The organism is Actinacidiphila sp. bgisy167, from assembly GCF_965342175.1.
Taxonomy (GTDB): Bacteria; Actinomycetota; Actinomycetes; order Streptomycetales; family Streptomycetaceae; genus Actinacidiphila.
The window spans coordinates 1-20,061 of record NZ_CBDRBL010000016.1 but is presented as its reverse complement, the minus strand read 5'-3'; the positions used below and the strand labels follow the sequence as shown (position 1 = coordinate 20,061).

Here is a 20,061-nt window from a genome sequence, read left to right as displayed (position 1 = left end):
CGCCGGGCGCGACCCCCCGGTTACGCTACGCGTCGTATCGAAACTCGTGGGCCACCGAGCGCGGAAGAGGGCAGGCCTCGCGCCGGGGGCCGCGTCAGCGTTCCGCACCGTAGGTGGTGCTTTCGGGGGGCGATTCCCCGGGAACCGCGACGAGGGGGGAGGATTGGTCTCATGCAGCCACGGAACATGTCCATGAGCGGCGTGGTCGACCTCGCCGCGGTGAAGGCGGCCGCGGAGGCCAAGGCGAAGGCCGACCAGGCCCGCGCGGAAGCCGCCCGCCACGGGGGAGCGCCCGCCAGCCCCGTCGCCCTGGTGACCGAGGTCACCGAGGCCACCTTCGAGAACGATGTCCTGCAGCGTTCCGCCGAGGTCCCGGTCGTCGTCCACTTCTGGACCGACCGCGCGGACGCGAGCGTGCAGTTGCAGGAGACGCTGGAGCGGCTCGCCGGCTCCTACGCGGGCCGGGTCGTCGTAGCGAAGATCGACGTCTACGCGAACCAGCTGCTGGTGCAGCAGTTCGGGGTGCAGGGCATTCCGGCGGTGTTCGCGGTGCTGGCCGGCCAGGCCATGCCGCTCTTCCAGGGCGCCGCTCCCGAGGAGCAGATCCGCGAGGTGCTGGACCAGCTGGTCGCCGTGGCGGAGCAGCGGTTCGGCATCACGGGTGTGCCGGTCGAGGAGGGCGCGGAGGCGCCGGTCGCCGAGGAGCGGCCGCCCACCCCGCGCGAGATCGCGCTGTCTGCGGCGCACGACGCGCTGGACCGGGGCGACCTCGGCGGTGCGATCCAGGCGTACCGCAACGTCCTGTCGGACGATCCGGCCAACGCCGAGGCCAAGCTGGGCCTGGCGCAGGCCGAGTTGCTGCGCCGGGTGGAGGGCGTCGACGGGCAGGCCGTCCGCAAGGCCGCGGCCGACGCCCCGGCGGACGTGGCGGCGCAGCTTGCCGTGGCCGACCTCGACCTGGTCGGCGGGCATGTCGAGGACGCCTTCGGCCGCCTCGTGGACACCGTGCGGCGCACCGCGGGCGAGGACCGGGACACCGCTCGGCTGCGGCTGCTGGAGCTGTTCGAGGTGATCGGGGCAGACGACCCGCGGGTGGCGGCCGCGCGCGCGGCCCTCGCGCGCGTGTTGTTCTGACAAGGTCGCGTAAGCTGACCGCGCCTCGAAAGCCGTTTCGAGCCGATTGAACGACCGGCCGCGCTTTACCAAATCTTGATGAAGCGCGGCCGCTGTTACTTGCGGTAAGTGCGGGATGGGGGTCTGTCCCGGTCTGGCATTCAATGGGCGAATTTCACAGCCCTATCGCAACTACGCAGGGTGACGGCCATGGTCTAGACCATGCCGTCCGGGTGATCGTGCCGTTACCCGCTAGTAACGACGCCCCTTGTGCAGCGGCCCCGAATGCACCACGATCGGCCAAGCCCGGTCCGCCGTCGAGCAGTCGGCATCCAGTCGTCCGATCGTGAGCGGGTCCCCACCGGGCCGGGACGCCGAAGCTGTGCCAGCAGTGGCCGCGGCCCGGGGACAGGGGGGTCTCTGCCAGCCGGCAGGGCCTGTCCAGCAGGTTGCGCGAGAGCGTGGCCGTTGTGGTTGTCGCTCGGGGGTGATCGCCGATGTCTCGGACAGTGTCGTCCGCTCTTTCCCGCGTGACGGCCGCCGATACGGCGCTCTCCTTCCCGAGGACGTAGCACTTCTCCCATCCCGCCGCTATCCCCACGATTCCGGCCGGAGATGTACGTCCGAGAAGGAGGAAAGTCATGGAGTCGCTCATCCGCGGCGGTACCAGATGGAGGCGGTTCGCCGTCGTCATGGTGCCCAGCGTCGCGGCCGCCGCGGCGATAGGCGTGGCCCTGGGACAGGGTGCGCTCGCCGCGTCGTTCAGCGTGTCGGGCCAGCAGTTCAAGGTCAAGGCCGAGGACCTGGACGGCCACGGCTTCGTCCAGTACGGAGCCCTCGACATCCAGCACGGCGGCAAGCCGATCCCGGTCGCGGTGTCCGCGTTCGACAGGGCCACGATCACCGGTCTGTGCCAGTCCGTGGTCGTGCCGACGCCGATCGGCGACGTCACGCTGAAGCTCGGTGCCGGCAACGGCGGCAAGAAGGTCGAGGCGAAGAACCTCTACATCGACCTCGACCAGCTGAACGCCGACGCGGAGTTCAAGGACATCAACATCGGTGTCGCGGCCGGTGACACCACATACGGCCCCGGGGTCGCGGCCGGTGACAAGGAGAGGACCGATCTCGGTTCCTTCGCGCAGGAGGCCCGATCGGCCCACCTCACCGGTGTGGAGCAGACCGCGTGGGCCACCAGCGCGGGCACCTTCAAGCTCAGCGGGCTGAGCATGTCGGTGAAGATGGGCTCGGGCAAGAAGTACGAGTGCTTCTAGCCTGACCGGAGGGGGTGGGGGGCACGGGATGCCCCTCACCTTTCCTCCTCCTCGACTCTTTTCAGAACGCCAGTCCCAGGGAGCTGTTTTCCATGAGCGCCGAGACATACGGACTGAGGGGCCGGTTCGGCTCGTGGCGGTACCGCTTCCGCGTATGGCGCGGGCAGCGGCCGTTCTGGGCGGGCCTGCTGACGCTGCTGGCCGGACTGCCCATCGCGTACTTCCCGTACGCCCATCTCTCACTCGGCGCGCTGAGCCTGACCATGGCCACCACGGCCGGGTCCGGCTCGCTGATCATCGGCGTGCTGCTGGTCGTGCTCGGCCTGACCATGTGGTTCCAGGCGGCGGTGCGGTTCTTCGCGGGCGTCGCGTCGATCCTGCTGGCGCTGGTGTCGCTGGTCGTCTCCAACTTCGGCGGCTTCGTGATGGGTTTCCTGCTGGGTCTTATCGGCGGTGCCCTCGCCCTCTCCTGGGCCCCAGGCGTACCGCCCGCCGACGGCGGCGCGGACCCGGCGGAACTGCCCGGCAGCGGCAAGGGCGACGACGGCGGCACCGGCCAGGCGCCGCCGCCCGGTTCCCCGTACGCGGCGGCCCACGGCGCGTACCCGGCGGCCGCCGCCGACCCGGCCGAGGGTCAGGAGGGGACCGCCCCGCGGCGTCCGGCGGACGCCGCCGAGACCGTAGACGCGAACGGGAGGCACAGTGCGGGGTGATGAGGTCGAGCCGGCTTCCGGGGCCGCCGCGGGCAGCGGCGCCCGTGGCAGGACGGGCCCGCGGCACGCGGCGCCGAGGAAGTCGCTGCTGACCAAGTTGCAGATGCCCGCGGGCAAGGCGATAGCCCTGGCCGCGATGCCGACGGCGGTCCTGATGGGCATGGGCCTGACCCCGCGGCTGGCCTCCGCCGACGAACTGCCGAGGAACCCGTTCTCGGGCACGAAGTGCGTCGAGCAGCCCGACGAGCCGTCGCACGCCGCGACGCCGACCACGCCGCCGGTCGGTACACCGTCGAGCGGCGGCGCCACGACCCCGACGCCGACCGGGGGAGCCTCGTCGCACGGCCCCTCCTCGGGCTCCGCCGATGGAGGGAGCGGCGGCAAGGGCGAGGCCGGCGGAGGCGGTTCTTCCGGCGGTGGCGGTTCCTCCGGCGGCCCGGGGGCGACGGCGCCGTCCCCGTCCGCCTCGCCGTCGGCGGCCGACCAGCACGACCTGCTGGACCCGTTGGGGATCGACGACGCGCTCGGCGACCTGCTGGGCCTCGGCAAGAGGAGCACGGGGTCCGACGAGGCCCCCTCGCCGGCCACGACGCCCGCCCCGGACGCGGTGTCGGCCGCCTCCTCGCCGGGCGCCGCAACGGGCACCGTCCTTGAGGAGGCGGGGAACACCACCGCCGCAGCGGGGAAGCCGGTGCCGGAGACGGGCGGGAAACTCGCTTCGACCGCCGGGAAGGCCGCGCAGGACGCCGGAGAAGTCGCGCAGACCGCCGGGAAGGCCGCGCAGCCCCTGCGCCCTGCGCGGAACCCCGCGGACGCGCCGGAGGACGGCAGGAGCCCGTTCCCGTGCCCGACCCACGACGCGCAGGCCCTGGCGGACGCCGCCTTCCAGGAGACGCCGTCGCTGCTGCCGGACGAGCCGTGGATCCTGCGCAGCAGCCTGCTGACCCTGACCGGGCTCCGCTACCACGGCATCGTCGAGGTCAAGACCTGGAGCGGGAAGGTCAAGAAGGTCCTGAAGTTCACCGCCACCGGCGTGGACATCAAGGACCTGCGGCAGGAGGTCATCGGCCCGAACGGCACCGTCGGCCACGTGGACGCCCGCAAGGGCAGCACCTCGACGATCCGGGACGGCACGGTGACGATGTACACCGAGTCGCTGGAGGGCAACCTCTTCGGGCTCATCCCGATCCTGTTCACCCCGGACACCCCGCCCCCGGTCGACGTGCCGGCCGCGTTCTTCAGCAACGTCACGGTGCGGCAGGCCGGGCAGTTCGGCGGCACGCTGACGATCCCCGGCATGCACGTGTACAACACCGCGGACTGAGCGGGGACCGCCCCGCCCTGCCTGAGCCCTTGACCTTACCCGCACCCGCACCCGCGAAACGGCGGAGGGCGCCGTCCCCGTGAGGGGAGGCGCCCTCCGCCGTCTCGCGTGCGCCGGGCGGTCCGGCGGCCGGTCAGACCGCGCGGTGACCGAGGTGGTGGACCCGCACCAGGTTGGTGGTGCCGGTGACACCGGGCGGGGAGCCGGCCGTGATGATCACGGTGTCGCCCTCGGTGTAGTCGCTGAGCTTCAGCATCTCCTGGTTGACGATCTCCACCATCTCGTCGGTGGTGTTCACGTGCGGGACGACGGTGGTCTGCACGCCCCAGGTGAGCGCCAGCATGTTGCGGGTCGACTCGTCGGGCGTGTACGCCACCACCGGCTGCGGCACGCGGTAGCGGGCCAGCCGGCGGGCGGTGTCGCCGGACTTGGTGAAGGCGACCAGGGTCTTGGCGTCCAGGTAGTCCGCGAGCTCGGCGGCGGCCCGGGCGACGGCGCCGCCCTGAGTGCGCGGCTTGCGGCCGTTGAGCGGCCACAGGCCCTGCTTGAGCAGCTCGACCTCGGCCGCCTCGATGATCCGCGACATCGTCTTCACGGTCTCGATCGGGTACTTGCCGACGCTGGACTCGGCGGAGAGCATGACCGCGTCCGTGCCGTCCAGGATCGCGTTGGCGACGTCGGAGGCCTCGGCGCGGGTCGGACGGGAGTTGGTGATCATCGACTCCATCATCTGGGTCGCGACGATCACCGGCTTGGCGTTGCGGCGGCAGAGCTCGATCAGCCGCTTCTGCACCATCGGGACCTTCTCCAGCGGGTACTCCACCGCCAGGTCGCCGCGGGCCACCATGACGCCGTCGAAGGCGGCGACGACGTCCTCCATGTTGTCGACCGCCTGCGGCTTCTCGACCTTGGCGATGACCGGCACGCGCCGGCCGACCTCGTCCATGACGCGGTGGACGTCACGGACGTCCTTGGCGTCGCGGACGAAGGAGAGCGCCACCATGTCGACGCCCATGCGCAGCGCGAAGCGCAGGTCCTCGATGTCCTTCTCGGACAGGGCGGGCACGTTGACCGCGGCACCGGGCAGGTTGATGCCCTTGTGGTCGGAGATGACGCCGCCCTCGACGACCAGGCAGCGGACCCGCTGGCCCTCGACCTCGATCACGCGCAGCGCGACGTTGCCGTCGTTGATCAGGACGGGGTCCCCGGCGCGGACGTCGGAGGGCAGGCCCTTGTAGGTGGTGCCGCAGATGGTCTTGTCACCGGGGACGTCCTCGGTGGTGATGACGAACTCGTCACCGGCGACCAGCTCCACGGGACCGTCCGCGAAGGTCTCCAGGCGGATCTTGGGGCCCTGGAGGTCGGCCAGCACGCCGATGGCACGTCCGGTCTCCTCGGAGACCTTGCGCACCCGCCGGTAGCGCTCCTCGTGCTCGGCGTGGCTGCCGTGGCTGAAGTTGAAACGGGCCACGTTCATACCGGCCTCGGCCAGCGTCTTCAGCTGGTCGTAGGAGTCGACGGCGGGACCCAGGGTGCAGACGATTTTCGCTCGGCGCATGAGGACGATCCTATCGGGTTTGTTCCGCTCCGGAATTTTCCCGTGCGGGGGAGGCATGGACGGTGCGGACGGCGGGCATAGAGTAGAGCCTTCGGGTGGCTCCCATGTGTCACCGGCCGGTCACCAGCGCGTACGCCTGCTGTGCGATCTCCCACTCCTCGTCGGTGGGGACGACCGCCACCGTGACCCGGCTGCCCGCGGCCGACACCACACGGGCCGCGCTGCCGCGCACCGCGTTGCGCACCGGGTCCAGCTCGACGCCCAGGCCCTCCAGGCCGCTCATGGCGGCGGCCCGCACCGCGGCGGAGTTCTCGCCGACGCCGGCCGTGAAGGCGATCGCGTCGACCCGGCCCAGCACGGCCGTGTAGGCGCCGACGTACTTGCGCAGCCGGTGGACGTAGACGTCGAAGGCGAGCTGCGCGGCGGCGTCGCCCTCGGCCATCCTGCGGGCGATCTCCCGCATGTCGTTGTCACCGCACAGGCCCAGCAGGCCCGAGCGCTTGTTGAGCAGGGCGTCGATCTCGTCGACCGCCATCCCGCCGACACGGGCCAGGTGGAAGACCACCGCGGGGTCCAGGTCCCCCGAACGAGTTCCCATCACCAGCCCCTCCAGCGGGGTGAGCCCCATCGAGGTCTCCACGCACTGCCCGCCGCGCACGGCGGAGGCCGAGGCGCCGTTGCCCAGGTGCAGGACGATGACGTTGACCTCGGCGGGGTCCTTGCCGAGCAGCCGCGCGGTGGCGCGGGAGACGTAGGCGTGCGAGGTGCCGTGGAAGCCGTAGCGGCGCACCTGGTGGGCGTCGGCGGTCTCCCGGTCGATCGCGTAGCGGTAGGCGTGTTCGGGGACGGTGGAGTGGAAGGCGGTGTCGAAGACGGCGACCTGGGGCAGGTCCGGGCGCAGGTCGCGGGCGACCCGGATGCCGGTGATGTTCGCGGGGTTGTGGAGCGGGGCCAGCGGCACCAGCGCCTCGACGGCGGCGAGCACCTCGTCGTCGATCAGCGTCGGCTCGGTGAAGCGCGTGCCGCCGTGCACGACCCGGTGGCCCACCGCGGCCAGTTCGGGGGAGTCCAGGCCGAGGCCGCGGTCGGCGAGTTCGGCCGCGACGGCCTTCAGCGCCTCGGCGTGGTCCGCGACCCCGCCCGGCTCGCCGATCCGCTCGACGGTCCCGGCCGCCGGCCGACTGCCGTCGGCCATGTCCAGGAGCTGGTACTTCACCGACGAGGAGCCGGAGTTGAGGACGAGGACGCGGGTAGCGGTCACGGTGCCTTCCCTGGTGTGGCCGGTCACCGCTCGCCCTGGGCCTGGATGGCGGTGATGGCGACGGTGTTGACGATGTCCTGGACCAGCGCGCCGCGCGACAGGTCGTTGACGGGCTTGCGCAGGCCCTGCAGCACGGGGCCGACGGCCACCGCGCCCGCCGAACGCTGCACCGCCTTGTAGGTGTTGTTGCCGGTGTTGAGGTCCGGGAAGATCAGCACGGTGGCGTTCCCGGCGACCTCCGAGTCCGGCAGCTTGGTGGCCGCGACCTTCGCGTCGACCGCCGCGTCGTACTGGATCGGGCCCTCCACCAGCAGGTCCGGGCGCCGCTGCCGGACGAGTTCGGTGGCCCGGCGCACCTTGTCCACGTCGGCGCCCGAGCCGGAGGTGCCGGTGGAGTACGACAGCATCGCCACCCGCGGCTGCACCCCGAACTGGGCGGCGGTCTCGGCGGACTGGATCGCGATGTCGGCCAGCTGCTCGGCGTCCGGGTCCGGGTTGACCGCGCAGTCGCCGTACACCAGCACCCGGTCGGCCAGGCACATGAAGAAGACCGAGCTGACGATGGAGGCGCCCGGGGAGGTCTTGATGATCTCGAAGGCCGGCCGGATCGTCGCCGCGGTGGAGTGGACGGCGCCGGAGACCATGCCGTCGGCCAGTCCCTGCTCCACCATCAGCGTCCCGAAGTAGGAGACGTCGGCCACGACGTCGTACGCCAGCTCGTAGCTGACGCCCCGGTGGGCGCGCAACCGCGCGTAGAGCTCGGCGAAGCTCTCGCGCAGCGGCGAGGTCTGGGGATCGGTCAGGGTGCAGCCGGGCACGTCGAGGTTGACGCCGAGCTCGCCGGCCCGCTTGCGGATGGCGTCCTCGTCGCCGAGCAGGACGATGTCGCAGACGTCCCGGCGCAGCAGGACCTCGGCCGCGTGCAGGATGCGCTCCTCCGCCCCCTCGGGGAGGACGACCCGGCGGCGGGCCGAGCGGGCGCGTTCGATCAGCTCGTGCTCGAACATCATCGGGGTGACGCGCTCGCCGCGGACCACCGACAGCCGCTCGGTCAGCTCACCGCCGTCCACGTGCTTCTCGAAGAGCCCGAGCGCGGTCTCCGCCTTGCGGGGGGTGGCCGCGCCCAGCCGGGCCTCCAGGGCGAAGAGCTCGGCGGCGGTCGGGAAGCTGCCGCCGGGCACCGACAGCACCGGCGTGCCGGGGGCCAGCCGGGCCGCCAGGGCCATGATCTCCGGGCCGGGCACCTCGTCCAGGGTGAGCAGGATGCCGGCGATGGGCGGTGCGCCGGCGGAGTGCGCGGCCAGCGAGCCGATGATCAGGTCCGCCCGGTCGCCGGGGGTGATCACCATGCAGCCCGGCGTCAGCGCCTGGATGAACCTCGGCAGCATCGCGCCGCCGAAGACGAAGTTCATCACGTCCCGGGACAGGCCGCCGTGGTCGCCGAGCAGCACCTCGGCGTGGAGCGCCTCGACGACCTGGGCGACCGTGGGAGCCGACAGGGCCGGCTCGTCGGGCAGCACGTACGCGGGCACCGGCAGCCGCCGGCGCAACCGCTGCGCGGTCTCCTCCAGCACCTGCGGGGGCACCCGGTTGGCGACCATGGCGACGATGTCGCAGCCCAGCCCGCTGTACGACAGGTGCGCGTTGCGGACCTCGTCCACGACCGACTCGGCGCTCTGGTCGCGGCCGCCGATCACCGGGATCACCGAGGCGCCGAACTCGTTCGCCAGCCGGGCGTTGATGCCGAGCTCGCCGGGGAGGTTGGTCTCGTGGAAGTCCGAGCCGAGGACGAGCACGGTGGGGAATTCCGCGGCCACCAGGTGGTAGCGGTCCACCAGGCCCGCGATGAGGGCGTCCCGGCCCTGCTCGGCCTGGAGCGCGGCCGCCTCCTCGTAGCTCAGCCCGTAGGCGGTCGCCGGGTCCTGGGTGAGCCGGTAGCGGCTGCGCAGCAGCTCGAACATCCGGTCGGGCGTGTCGTGGACGAGGGGCCGGAACACCCCGACCCGGTCCACCTGCCGGGACAGCAGTTCCATCACGCCCAGCTCGACGACCTGGCGGCCGTCCCCCCTGCCGATACCGGTTACGTACACGCTGCGCGTCACGCGCTCTCTCCGTTTCTGCCCGGCGTGATCCACCCCAGTCGGGTGGCGGACATCTCTTGACATTACCGTTCGGTGTGCGTATGACGCGCGGCGGGTCCGGTGCGGACCTACGATGCGAACAGGCGACCGTACACGCGACCGGAGGGAGCGTGGAGCGCCATGCGCATCGGAGTCCTCACCGCCGGCGGCGACTGCCCGGGACTCAACGCCGTGATCCGCTCGGTGACCCACCGCGCGGTGAGCTGCCACGGCGACGAGGTCATCGGCTTCGAGGACGGCTTCCGGGGTCTGCTGGAGGGCCACTACCGCGCGCTCGACCTCAACTCCGTCAGCGGCATCCTCGCCCGGGGCGGCACCATTCTGGGCTCCTCCCGCCTGGAACGCGCCCGCCTCCACGAGGCCGCCGACAACTGGCGCACCCTGTGCTCCGGCTACGGACTGGACGTGCTCATCCCCATCGGCGGCGAGGGCACGCTGACCGCGGCCCGACTGCTCGCCGACGCCGGCATGCCGGTGGTCGGCGTGCCCAAGACCATCGACAACGACATCTCCGCCACCGACCGCACCTTCGGCTTCGACACCGCCGTCACCGTCGCCACCGAGGCGATCGACCGCCTGAAGACCACCGCCGAGTCACACCAGCGGGTGATGGTCGTCGAGGTCATGGGCCGGCACGCCGGCTGGATCGCCCTGGAGTCCGGCATGGCCGGCGGCGCGCACGGCATCTGCCTGCCGGAGCGGCCCTTCGACCCCGCCGACCTCGTCGCCATGGTCGAGGAGCGCTTCGCCCGTGGCAAGAAGTTCGCCGTCATCTGCGTGGCCGAGGGCGCGCACCCCGCCGAGGGCACGATGCCGTACGCCCACGGCGAGATCGACGCCTACGGCCACGAGCGCTTCGCCGGCATCGGCGCGCGGCTCGCCGTCGAGCTGGAGCAGCGCCTGGGCAAGGAGGCCCGCCCGGTCATCCTCGGGCACGTCCAGCGCGGCGGGGTGCCCACGGCGTACGACCGCGTGCTGGCCACCCGCTTCGGGTGGCACGCCGTGGAGGCCGCGCACAAGGGCGCCTTCGGGTGCATGACGGCGCTGCGCGGCACCGCGGTGGAACTGGTGCCGCTCGCCGACGCGGTGATGGTGCTCAAGCGGGTGCCCGAGGACCGGATGGAGGAGGCGGCCGTGGTCTTCTGACGGGCCGTCGCCTCGACGGGGCCGTGTGCGCGGACGGTTCAGGCGCGGTGCTGCGGCGCCCAGCGGTAGGTGAGTTCGGGCCTGCCGACCTGGCCGTACTGCGGGGCGCGGACCGCGCGGCCGGTCTCCACCAGGTGCTCCAGGTAGCGGCGGGCCGTGATCCGGGAGACGCCGACGGCCTGGGCCGCCGCGTTCGCCGACAGGCCCCGCTCCGCCTCGCGCAGCGCCGCCGTCACCGCCTCCAGGGTGGGGGCGCTGAGGCCCTTGGGCAGCACCGAGCCCTCCGGGCCGCGCAGGGCCGCCAGGGCGCGGTCCACCTCGTCCTGCCCGGAGGCCTCGCCGCCGGCGAGCCCGTCGCGATAGCGCGCCCAGCGCTGCAGCCGGTCGCGAAGCGTGGGAAAGGTGAAGGGCTTCAGCAGGTACTGCACCACCCCGACCGAGACGGCCTGCCGCACCACGCCAAGATCCCGGGCCGAGGTCACCGCCACCACGTCGGCGGTGTGCCCGGCCGCCCGCAGCGTGCGCACGACCTGCAGCCCGTGCCCGTCGGGCAGGTTGAGATCGAGCAGGACCAGGTCCACCTGGTGCCGGTCCAGCGCGCGCAGGGCGGCGCTCCCGGAGTGGGCGACCGCCGCGACCGTGAACCCCGGCAGCCGCTCGACGTACAGCCGGTGGGCGTCCGCGGCCACCGGGTCGTCCTCGACGACCAGCACCTTGATCATGTCGGTACCTCCCTGTGCAGCGGCAACCGTACGGTGAAGGAGGCGCCGCCGCCCACCGCCCGGTCCAGGTCCACGGCGCCGCCCGCACGCCGGGCGGTCTGCGCGACGAGCGCGAGCCCGAGGCCGTGCCCGTGGCTCTTGGTCGTCCAGCCGCGCCGGAAGACCTCGCGCACCACCGCCGGGTCCACCCCGCGCCCGCTGTCGGTGACCCGCAGCAGCAACTCGCCGTCGTCGGCCCGGGCGGTGACCTCGACGTGCGGGCGCGCGGTCGTCAGCGCGGCCCCCTCGATGGCGGCGTCCAGGGCGTTGTCGATCAGGTTGCCCAGCAGGGTGACGAGATCCCGGGAGGTCAGTGCGGCAGGCAGCACGCCGTCGTCGATACGGCTGTCCTCGGTGACCGTCAGCTCCACGCCGCGCTCGTTCGCCTCGGCAGCCTTGCCCAGCAGCAGCGCGGCCAGCACCGGTTCCGCCACCGCCGCCACCACGCTGTCGGTCAGCGCCTGGGCGAGCTGCAGTTCGGCGGTGGCGAACTCCACCGCGTCCTCCACCCGGCCGAGTTCGATGAGCGAGACGACCGCGTGCAGCCGGTTGGAGGCCTCGTGGGCCTGAGAGCGCAGCGCCTCGGCGAAGCCGCGCACGGAGTCCAGCTCACCGGTGAGCGACTGCAGGTCCGTGTGGTCCCGCAGGGTCACCACGGTGCCGCGGCGCTCCCCGCCGCTCACCGGCGAGGTGTTGACGACCACCACCCGCTCCGCGGTCAGGTGCACCTCGTCCACCCGCGGCTCGGCCGCCAGCAGCGCGCCGGTCAGCGAGGCGGGCAGCCCGAGGCCGGCGACGTACGAGCCGACCACGTTGCCGGGCAGGCCCAGCAGTTCGCGGGCGGCGTCGTTGCACAGCGCGACCCTGCGGGCCGCGTCCAGCAGGATCAGGCCCTCGCGCACCGCGTGCAGGGTCGCCTGGTGGTAGTCGTACATACGGCTCAGCTCGTCCGCGGCCATGCCGTGCGTGTGCCGCCGCAGCCGGGCGTTGGCGAGGTAGGTGCCGAGGCCGCCGACCACCAGGGCCGCCGCGGCTATCCCGATGACCACCACCAGTTGGTCGCGCACCTGACCGGTGATGGTCTCCACCGTGATGCCGACGCTGACCAGGCCGACGATCCGGCCGTCGTCGAGGACGGGGGTGACCACGCGCACGGACGCGCCCAGCGTGCCGGTGTAGGTCTCGGTGAAGGTCTCGCCGTGCTGGGCGCGTTCTATGTGGCCGAGGAAGCGGTGGCCTATCTGGGCGGTCTCGGGGTGCGTCCAGCGGATGCCGTCCCGGCTCATGATGGTCACGAAGGACACCCCGGCGTCCCGCCGGACCTGCTCCGCGTACGGCTGGAGCGCGGCGGTGGGGTCAGCGCCGCGGATCGCCGCCGCGACCGAGGGCGCGTCGGCCACCGCCCGCGCCGCGGCCGTGACCCGGTCCCGCGCGGCGTCCCGCGCGCGGGCGGCGGTGCCCGCGTAGACGAGCGCCGCGATGCCCGCGACCACCATGGCCACGATGACCACCTGCATCGCGAACAACTGGCCGGCCAGGCTGTGCGCGCGGCGGCGCGGCCGGGGGCGGCGGAAGCGGGTCGGAAGCGGCATGCCCACCAGTGTGCACAGGTGCCGCGAACACAATGAACGCAAACGTGACCTGGCTCACGGCACGGCGCATAGTCACCGGGACCTATCCGATCGCGGGCGTCCTGGGACGGCGTCCGGATGGACCGAGGAGACGAAGGTGTCAGTGCCGGTACAGAGCCGTACCCAGGGTCGCAGAGACCGCACCCACTTCCTGTACATCGCGGTGCTCGTCGCCGCGATCGCCGGCGCCGTGCTCGGGATGGTGGCGCCCGACGCGGCCGTCGAACTGAAGCCCATCGGCACCGGCTTCGTGAACCTGATCAAGATGATGATCTCGCCGATCATCTTCTGCACGATCGTGCTCGGCGTGGGGTCGGTCCGCAAGGCCGCCAAGGTCGGCAGGGTCGGCGGCCTCGCCCTCGGCTACTTCGTGGTGATGTCCTTCGTCGCCCTCGCCATCGGCCTGGTGGTCGGCAACATCCTCCAACCCGGCGACGGACTGCACCTGACCGACGCGCTCAAGGACGTGGGGCAGGCGCAGGCCAAGGACGCCCCGGCCGAGACCCTGCCGGACTTCCTGCTGAGCATCATCCCGGTCACCCTTGTCTCCGCCTTCACCGAGGGCCAGGTGCTGCAGACCCTGCTGGTCGCGCTGCTGGTCGGCTTCGGCCTGCAGGCCCTGGGCACGGCGGGCGAGCCGGTCCTGCGCGGCATCGGCCACATCCAGAAGCTGGTTTTCCGCGTGCTGTCGATGATCATGTGGGCGGCTCCGATCGGCGCCTTCGGCGCGATCGCGGCGGTCGTCGGCTCGGCCGGCGTGGACGCCCTGAAGGCCCTCGCCACGATCATGCTGGGCTTCTACGTCACCTGCCTGATCTTCGTCGTGGTCGTCCTCGGCCTGATGCTCCGCTTCATCGCCGGGATCAGCCTCTTCCAGCTCCTGAAGTACCTCGGCCGGGAGTTCCTGCTGATCGTCTCCACCTCCTCCTCGGAGTCGGCGCTGCCCCGCCTCATCGCCAAGATGGAGCACCTGGGCGTCAGCCGCCCGGTCGTCGGCATCACCGTGCCGACCGGCTACTCCTTCAACCTCGACGGCACCATGATCTACCTGACCATGGCCTCGCTGTTCATCGCCGACGCGATGGGCCAGCCGCTCGCCATCGGCCAGCAGATCACCCTGCTGCTGTTCATGATGGTCGCCTCCAAGGGCGCCGCCGGCGTCACCGGCGCGGGCCTGGCGACCCTGGCCGGGGCGCTCCAGTCGCACAAGCCGGCCCTGGTCGACGGCGTCGGCCTCATCGTCGGCATCGACCGCTTCATGAGCGAGGCGCGCGCGGTCACCAACTTCGCGGGCAACGCCGTCGCCACGGTGCTGATCGGCACCTGGACCAAGGAGTTCGACCGCGAGCAGGCCCAGCGCGTCTTCGCCGGCGAGCTGCCCTTCGACGAGACCACGCTCATCGACCACGGCCACGGCGCCGCCACCGAGCCCGCCGCTCCGGCGGCATCCGGCAAGGAGCCGGTGGCGACGGCCTGACCATCCGTCACCATCCCGTCGGGCGGATCCCCTCCGCCCGGCGGGACCCTTGGTGTGCTCCCGCGCGCATCTCGCGCCGCGCCCGCCAGGTGGTGTGCTCCCATGACACCGCGTCCTCCGCGTCCCGGGTGAGCCGGGGCCGCAGGCCTCGGCATGCGGGTCGTCCAGGTCCAGCGACGCCGACCGCACCCGCACAAGCTCCGGTTCGTCCGCCGCCATCCGGTACGCGCGGCGGCCGTGGCGGGCTGTACCGGCGCAGCTGCGCCCAGGCCGCGACGGCCGGCGCGGACTGCACCTGGACGCGCTCCCGGAGGTACACGTCCTGCCGTACCCAGCCGGTACAGGGCGTCCGGCCGAACTCGCGCTCCCCGCGGGCGCCCTCGGTGGTCCGGCCGTCACGCCCTCGGTGGTCCGGCCGTCACGCCCTCGGCGAACGCCCGGCGCAACATGCCCCGGAGGCGGGCAGAGTGAGGGGTGTGCTGAGACGAGTCGCGGTCCTGTCCGACGTCCACGGCAATCTGCCCGCCCTGGAGGCCGTGCTCGCCGAGCCCGACGTCCGCGCCGCCGATCGGGTGGTCCTCACCGGGGACCACGCGGCAGGGCCGATGCCGGCGCCCACTCTCGACGCGCTGCGCGCCCTCGGCGGGCGCGCCCTGTGGATCCGCGGCAACGCGGACCGGGAACTGGTCGAGCACCGCCGTACGGGCGCCGCGACCGGGTACCCCGAGTCGGACTGGGCGGCGCGGCGGCTCAGCGAGGACCAGGCGGCGCTGCTGGCCGGGCTCCCGGACACCCTGGAGCTGGAGGTCGACGGCCCGGGCCGGACGCTGTTCTGCCACGCGACCCCGCGCGACGACGAGGAGATCGTGCTCGTCGACTCCCGTGCCGAACGCTGGGCCGAGGTGATGTCCGGCGTCGCCCCGGAGGTGGAGACCGTGGTCTGCGGGCACACGCACATGCCGTACGCGCGGATCGTCCACGGCCGGCTCGTCGTCAACCCAGGAAGCGTGGGCATGCCGTACGGCCGCGGCGGCGCCCACTGGGCACTCCTGGGCGCGGGCGGCGTCCAGTTGCGGCGCACGGTCTACGACCGTGAGGCGGCGGCCGCCCGGATCGTCGCGGAGTCGGGTTTCGACGGCGCCGCGCCGTGGGTGCGGGAGTACGTCCTCGGCTGCCATCCGGCGGAGGCCGTGATCGAGGCGTGGGGGCCGCGCGACGGGCGGCCCGCGCCGGAGCACGCGCGCGGCGGCGGCTGACGCCGACGCGGGGCGAGGTCTCGTCCCGCCGTGACACGGGCGGGCCCGCCCGCACCCGAGGGGCGCGGGCGGGCCGCACCCGGCGGCCCGGGACGGCGTCCGGTCAGGCGGGCCGCAGCCAGACGGTGGCCAGCGGCGGCAGGGTGAGCTGCACGCTCTGGCCGCGGCCGTTCCAGGGGACCGGCTCGGACTTCAGCGGCTCGGGGTTGGTGACGTCGCTCCCGCCGTAGCCCGCGGCGTCGGTGTTGAGCACCTCCCGCAGCGCCTCCACCCCGTCCGGCACGCCGATCCGGTAGCCGTGCCGGACGACCGGCGAGAAGTTGCTGACCGCGACCAGAGGGTCGCCCCCGGCGTCCATGCGGATTAAGGAGAAGACGTTGTCCTCGGCCGCGCCGCCGTCGAGCCAGGAGAAGCCGTCCGGGGTGGTGTCGCGCTGCCACAGCGGCGGCGTGGCCCGGTACAGGGTGTTGAGGTCCCGGACGAGGTCCCGTACGCCGCAGTGGTCGCCCGCCGCGGAGTACGTCTCGTCCAGCAGCCACCAGTCCGGCCCGTGTTCGTGGTGCCATTCGGCGCCCTGCGCGAACTCCTGCCCCATGAAGAGCAGTTGCTTGCCCGGATGTGCCCACATGAATCCGAGGTACGCGCGGTGGTTGGCGCGCTGCTGCCACCAGTCGCCGGGCATCTTGGCCACCAGCGCGTCCTTGCCGTGGACGACCTCGTCGTGCGAGATCGGCAGGACGTAGTTCTCGCTGTAGGCGTACACCATCGAGAAGGTCATCTCGTTGTGGTGGTACTTGCGGTGCACCGGCTCGTGCTTGATGTACTCCAGCGAGTCGTGCATCCAGCCCATGTTCCACTTCAGACCGAAGCCCAGCCCGCCGAAGCCGGTCGGGCCGACGTGGTGGGTGGGCCGGGTGACGCCGTCCCAGGCGGTGGACTCCTCGGCGATGGTGACGACGCCGGGGCAGCGCCGGTAGACCGTCGCGTTCATCTCCTGCAGGAAGGCGACGGCGTCGAGGTCCTCGCGGCCGCCGTGGACGTTCGGCGCCCACTCGCCGTCCTCGCGCGAGTAGTCGAGGTAGAGCATCGAGGCGACGGCGTCCACCCGCAGTCCGTCGATGTGGAACTCCTCGCACCAGTAGACCGCGTTGGCCACCAGGAAGTTGCGGACCTCCGTGCGGCCGAAGTCGAACTCCAGGGTTCCCCAGTCGGGATGTTCGCCGCGCCAGGGGTGTTCGTAGAGGTTGGTGCCGTCGAAGCCCGCCAGCGCCCAGTCGTCCTTGGGGAAGTGGGCCGGCACCCAGTCCATGATCACGCCGATGCCCGCCCGGTGCAGCGCGTCCACCAGGTACCGGAAGTCGTCCGGGGTGCCCATCCGGGCGGTCGGGGCGTAGTACGAGGTGACCTGGTAGCCCCAGGAGCCGCCGAAGGGGTGCTCGGCGACCGGCATCAGCTCCACATGCGTGAAGCCCAGATCGCGCACGTACGCGGGGAGCTGCTCGGCCAGTTCGCGGTAGGACAGCCCCGGCCGCCACGAGGCGAGGTGCACCTCGTACACCGAGAAGGGGGCCTCGTGCACCGGCAGCCGCCCGCGCGAGGCCATCCAGTCGGCGTCCCGCCACTCGTGGCGGGAGACGGTGACGATCGAGGCGGTGGCCGGCGGTTCCTCGGTGCGGCGGGCCATCGGATCGGCCTTGAGCCGCCGTCCGCCGTCCGCGCCGCAGACCTCGAACTTGTAGCGCTGCCCCTCGCCGACCTCGGGCAGGAACAGCTCCCAGACGCCGGACGAGCCCAGCGAGCGCATCGGGAAGGCGGTGCCGTCCCAGCAGGTGAAGTCGCCGACCACCCGCACCCCGCGGGCGTTGGGCGCCCACACGGTGAAGCGGGTGCCGGCGACCCCCTGGTGGGTCATCGGCTCGGCGCCCAGCGCCCGCCACAGCTGCTCGTGCCGTCCCTCGGCGATCAGGTGCAGGTCGAGCTCGCCGAGGGCGGGCAGGAAGCGGTAGGGGTCGTGCACCTCGCGCTCGTCGCCGTCGTAGGCGACGGCCAGCCGGTACTCGGGGACCTCCGTCAGCGGCAGCACGCCGCTGAACAGCCCGTCGCCCTCGTGGTGCAGCGCCGTGCGGGCCCCGTCGGCGGTGACGACGGCCACGCTGCGCGCGTAGGGCCGCAGCGCGCGGAAGGCCAGGCCGTCCGTCACGCGATGGACGCCGAGCAGGGCGTGCGGGTCGTGGTGGGAGCCGTCCAGCAGGCGCCGGCGCTCGCCCGGGTCGAGCCCGGGGGCCGGCGGAACATCGCCGGCCGCGGGGCCCGCGGCGACCGCGACCCCGGGCGCGGGCGGCGGTGCCTGCCGGCCGGCTTCCGGCGCGGGACGCGGAGCGGCGCCGGAAGCCGGCCGCCGTCCGCGCCCGGTGCTGTCGTAGCCGCGTGCGGCGGCCTCGGAGGAGCCGGTGGGGTCCGGCTGCGGGCGCTTCGCGGGCGGCCGGGCGCCCGTGGCCCCGGGCTTGGCGCCTTCGGACGTGCCCCCGCGTGCGCGCTTCGCGCCGGCGGCCCCGCGCGCCCCGGCGGCCGGGGCCGGGGGGATCAGCGGGTCGACGGGGGGCGGCGGGGGAGCCGAGCCCTCGGACCCGCTGCCGTGTTCGGAACGTGCGGCGCGGGCACTCCCCTTTCCGCCCGGGCCGGGGATGGCGTCGGGGAACGGCTGGCGATCGGTCACGATCAGGTCCTCCTCGGATGGGCGCGGGATGCCCGGTCAGGGGGTGCGGCCGTGCGGGGGCTGCGCGAGGCGGCGCACCGCGGCCATGGGGATGGAGAGCCAGGCGGGCCGGTGCCTGGCCTCGTAGAGCACTTCGTAGACGGCCTTGTCGGTCTCGAAGGCCCGTATCACGACGGGCTCGTCCCGTGGATCGGTCCCGGCGGCCTCCGCGTAGCCCGCGCAGAAGGCGGCGCGCTGCGTCCGCGCCCACTCGGGCGCTTCGGCGGCGGACGGGTCGTGGTGCCGGGCGGCGTAGTCGAAGGAGCGCAGCATCCCGGCGACGTCCTGCACCGGGGGAGCGGCACGGCGGCGTTCGGGCAGCGGCCGGGCCGGCTCGCCCTCGAAGTCGATCAGCACCCACCCCCCGGGACGGGTGCGCAGCGCCTGCCCGAGGTGGAGGTCGCCGTGCACGCGCTGCGCGGCCAGCACCGTGCCGCGCGCGCCGAGCGCGGCGAGGTCGTCGAAGGCGGCCCGCAGCGCCGCGCGGTACGGCCGCAGAGCGGGCACCGCCGCCGCGGCGGCGTCCAGGCGTGCGGCCATGGCGGCGGCGAGCAGTTCGATCTGCGGACGCCGCAGGGTGCTCGTCGGCAGGGCGCGCGCCAGCGCCAGATGGACCTCGGCGGTGGCGCGTCCCAGCGCGTGCGCCTCGCCGGAGAAGTCGCTGCCGTCCTCCACGGCCTGCAGGGCGAGTTCCCACGCGCCGGCAGAACCGGGCAGGAAGCGCTGCAGCACGCCGAGCGTGGCGGGTTCGTCGTACAGGCCGAGCGCCTCGAACCAGGCGGCGGGCGCCGCGACGCGCCGCGAGCCGGCCCGCGCCAGGGCCAGGGAGAGCTCCAGGTCGGGGTTGGGACCCGGGGCGACGCGCCGGAACAGCTTGAGGATGAAGGTGTCGCCGTAGATGACCGAGCTGTTGGACTGCTCGGCGGTGGACAGCCGTGGTGCCAGCCCCGCCGGGATCGCCGCGCCCGGCTCGGAGCCGAAACGCAGGTGCCCGGTGCGGCCGGGGGCGCGCAGCCGCTCCAGCAGCAGGGACGTCAGGCGCGGGTCGTGCAGGGCCTCGTAGATGGTCAGGCCGTCCAGGGGCCCGCCGACGGCGTGACCGACGAGGGCGGGCGCCAGCGCGGGTGGCAGCAGCGCCCGGGTGCCGAGCAGCAGCTGGTAGGTGTCGGTCGGCTGCCCCTGCCCGAGCCGGTGCCCGGCGCCGGACGCCCCCTCCCGCGCGTCGTGGTGGACGTCGAGCAGCAGATGAAGGAGACCGGGGGCGCCGAGCCGCCCGTCGGCCGGCAGCAGCTCGGTGGCCGAGACCAGCCCGAAGCCGCTGATCGGCCGTCCCTTCCCGGCGAACCACCGCTGCCGGGGCAGCCACTCGCGCAGCATCGGGACGAGCGCGGGGAGCAGACCAGGCGCGGGGGGCACGGTGGTCCCCGACCGGACTGCGGAGGTGCGAAGCCACGAGGTGTCCGACATGACGTCCTTTCCTCGGGTGCCGGGCCTGCTGGTTCCCTAAGTGAAGGGGCGCGCTGGGGCGATGGTCCGACGAGTGGGACGTGTCGGACGAATATCATCCGAGCCGGTGGAGCAATTGGCGTACGTGGCGTGCGAGGGACAAGGGCCCGTACAGCATCCGATATGACGCTGGATCCGGCAGGGGGAG

Annotated in this window: 14 protein-coding genes; 7 read left to right on the top strand and 7 right to left on the bottom strand. The window is 73.1% G+C overall.

What is annotated here, in order from left to right; all coding sequences use genetic code 11:
• Window positions 1–171: 171 nt before the first annotated feature.
• The 4 genes from ACRWND_RS08915 to ACRWND_RS08900 all read left to right on the top strand — a co-directional run bounded on the left by ACRWND_RS08915 (window position 172) and on the right by ACRWND_RS08900 (window position 4,421).
• Window positions 172–1,134, top strand: a complete 963-nt coding sequence (locus ACRWND_RS08915) for a tetratricopeptide repeat protein (protein WP_431947777.1) — start codon at window positions 172–174, stop codon at window positions 1,132–1,134.
• Between the two features lie 620 nt (window positions 1,135–1,754).
• Complete coding sequence (locus ACRWND_RS08910; RefSeq protein ID WP_431947775.1) at window positions 1,755–2,384, top strand: DUF6230 family protein; 630 nt, start codon at window positions 1,755–1,757, stop codon at window positions 2,382–2,384.
• 92 nt (window positions 2,385–2,476) lie between these two features.
• Window positions 2,477–3,097 (top strand): DUF6114 domain-containing protein, encoded by a 621-nt coding sequence (locus ACRWND_RS08905; protein WP_431947773.1) that lies wholly within the window; start codon window positions 2,477–2,479, stop codon window positions 3,095–3,097.
• Window positions 3,087–4,421, top strand: a complete 1,335-nt coding sequence (locus tag ACRWND_RS08900) for a hydrogenase expression protein HypF (RefSeq protein ID WP_431947771.1) — start codon at window positions 3,087–3,089, stop codon at window positions 4,419–4,421. The genes ACRWND_RS08905 and ACRWND_RS08900 overlap by 11 nt, the downstream gene beginning before the upstream one ends.
• Window positions 4,422–4,554: 133 nt before the next feature.
• On the opposite strand, the gene pyk is transcribed toward ACRWND_RS08900, so the two are convergent.
• The 3 genes from pyk to pta all read right to left on the bottom strand — a co-directional run bounded on the left by pyk (window position 4,555) and on the right by pta (window position 9,342).
• On the bottom strand, window positions 4,555–5,979 hold the full coding sequence (gene pyk / locus ACRWND_RS08895) for a pyruvate kinase (protein WP_431947769.1): 1,425 nt from the start codon (window positions 5,977–5,979) through the stop codon (window positions 4,555–4,557).
• 109 nt (window positions 5,980–6,088) lie between these two features.
• Window positions 6,089–7,240, bottom strand: coding sequence for an acetate kinase (locus ACRWND_RS08890; RefSeq protein WP_431947767.1), 1,152 nt, complete (start codon window positions 7,238–7,240; stop codon window positions 6,089–6,091).
• Window positions 7,241–7,263: 23 nt separating this feature from the next.
• Entirely contained in the window at window positions 7,264–9,342 is a 2,079-nt protein-coding gene (pta, locus tag ACRWND_RS08885; protein WP_431947765.1) for a phosphate acetyltransferase, read from the bottom strand.
• 159 nt (window positions 9,343–9,501) lie between these two features.
• Here pta and ACRWND_RS08880 point away from each other — a divergent pair, with 159 nt between their 5' ends.
• Entirely contained in the window at window positions 9,502–10,527 is a 1,026-nt protein-coding gene (locus tag ACRWND_RS08880; RefSeq protein ID WP_431947763.1) for an ATP-dependent 6-phosphofructokinase, read from the top strand.
• Between the two features lie 38 nt (window positions 10,528–10,565).
• Here ACRWND_RS08880 and ACRWND_RS08875 read toward each other — a convergent pair whose 3' ends face one another.
• Both ACRWND_RS08875 and ACRWND_RS08870 read right to left on the bottom strand, forming a co-directional pair.
• The gene (locus ACRWND_RS08875; protein WP_431947761.1) at window positions 10,566–11,249 is read right to left on the bottom strand and encodes a response regulator; all 684 of its coding nucleotides are present in this window, start codon (window positions 11,247–11,249) and stop codon (window positions 10,566–10,568) included.
• The gene (locus tag ACRWND_RS08870) at window positions 11,246–12,880 is read right to left on the bottom strand and encodes a sensor histidine kinase (protein ID WP_431947759.1); all 1,635 of its coding nucleotides are present in this window, start codon (window positions 12,878–12,880) and stop codon (window positions 11,246–11,248) included. Before ACRWND_RS08870 ends, ACRWND_RS08875 begins: the two co-directional genes overlap by 4 nt.
• A 142-nt stretch (window positions 12,881–13,022) precedes the next feature.
• Here ACRWND_RS08870 and ACRWND_RS08865 point away from each other — a divergent pair, with 142 nt between their 5' ends.
• Both ACRWND_RS08865 and ACRWND_RS08860 read left to right on the top strand, forming a co-directional pair.
• Complete coding sequence (locus ACRWND_RS08865; protein ID WP_431947914.1) at window positions 13,023–14,396, top strand: cation:dicarboxylate symporter family transporter; 1,374 nt, start codon at window positions 13,023–13,025, stop codon at window positions 14,394–14,396.
• Window positions 14,397–14,872: 476 nt separating this feature from the next.
• The gene (locus tag ACRWND_RS08860; RefSeq protein WP_431947757.1) at window positions 14,873–15,652 is read left to right on the top strand and encodes a metallophosphoesterase family protein; all 780 of its coding nucleotides are present in this window, start codon (window positions 14,873–14,875) and stop codon (window positions 15,650–15,652) included.
• 103 nt (window positions 15,653–15,755) lie between these two features.
• Here the strand turns inward: ACRWND_RS08860 and glgB are convergent, their stop codons facing one another.
• Together glgB and ACRWND_RS08850 are read right to left on the bottom strand one after the other, a co-directional pair.
• The gene (gene glgB, locus ACRWND_RS08855; RefSeq protein WP_431947755.1) at window positions 15,756–18,368 is read right to left on the bottom strand and encodes a 1,4-alpha-glucan branching enzyme; all 2,613 of its coding nucleotides are present in this window, start codon (window positions 18,366–18,368) and stop codon (window positions 15,756–15,758) included.
• Window positions 18,369–18,404: 36 nt separating this feature from the next.
• Window positions 18,405–19,874, bottom strand: a complete 1,470-nt coding sequence (locus ACRWND_RS08850) for a maltokinase N-terminal cap-like domain-containing protein (protein WP_431947753.1) — start codon at window positions 19,872–19,874, stop codon at window positions 18,405–18,407.
• Window positions 19,875–20,061: the final 187 nt, after the last annotated feature.

What these genes read in the sequence shown, in the direction of transcription:
- ACRWND_RS08905 (WP_431947773.1), top strand. Translation starts at nt 2,477, where the DNA reads ATGAGCGCCGAGACATACGGACTGAGGGGCCGGTTCGGCTCGTGGCGG.
- ACRWND_RS08875 (WP_431947761.1), bottom strand. Translation starts at nt 11,249, where the DNA reads ATGATCAAGGTGCTGGTCGTCGAGGACGACCCGGTGGCCGCGGACGCC.
- ACRWND_RS08850 (WP_431947753.1), bottom strand. Translation starts at nt 19,874, where the DNA reads ATGTCGGACACCTCGTGGCTTCGCACCTCCGCAGTCCGGTCGGGGACC.
- ACRWND_RS08880 (WP_431947763.1), top strand. Translation starts at nt 9,502, where the DNA reads ATGCGCATCGGAGTCCTCACCGCCGGCGGCGACTGCCCGGGACTCAAC.
- ACRWND_RS08870 (WP_431947759.1), bottom strand. Translation starts at nt 12,880, where the DNA reads ATGCCGCTTCCGACCCGCTTCCGCCGCCCCCGGCCGCGCCGCCGCGCG.
- ACRWND_RS08915 (WP_431947777.1), top strand. Translation starts at nt 172, where the DNA reads ATGCAGCCACGGAACATGTCCATGAGCGGCGTGGTCGACCTCGCCGCG.
- ACRWND_RS08910 (WP_431947775.1), top strand. Translation starts at nt 1,755, where the DNA reads ATGGAGTCGCTCATCCGCGGCGGTACCAGATGGAGGCGGTTCGCCGTC.
- pyk (WP_431947769.1), bottom strand. Translation starts at nt 5,979, where the DNA reads ATGCGCCGAGCGAAAATCGTCTGCACCCTGGGTCCCGCCGTCGACTCC.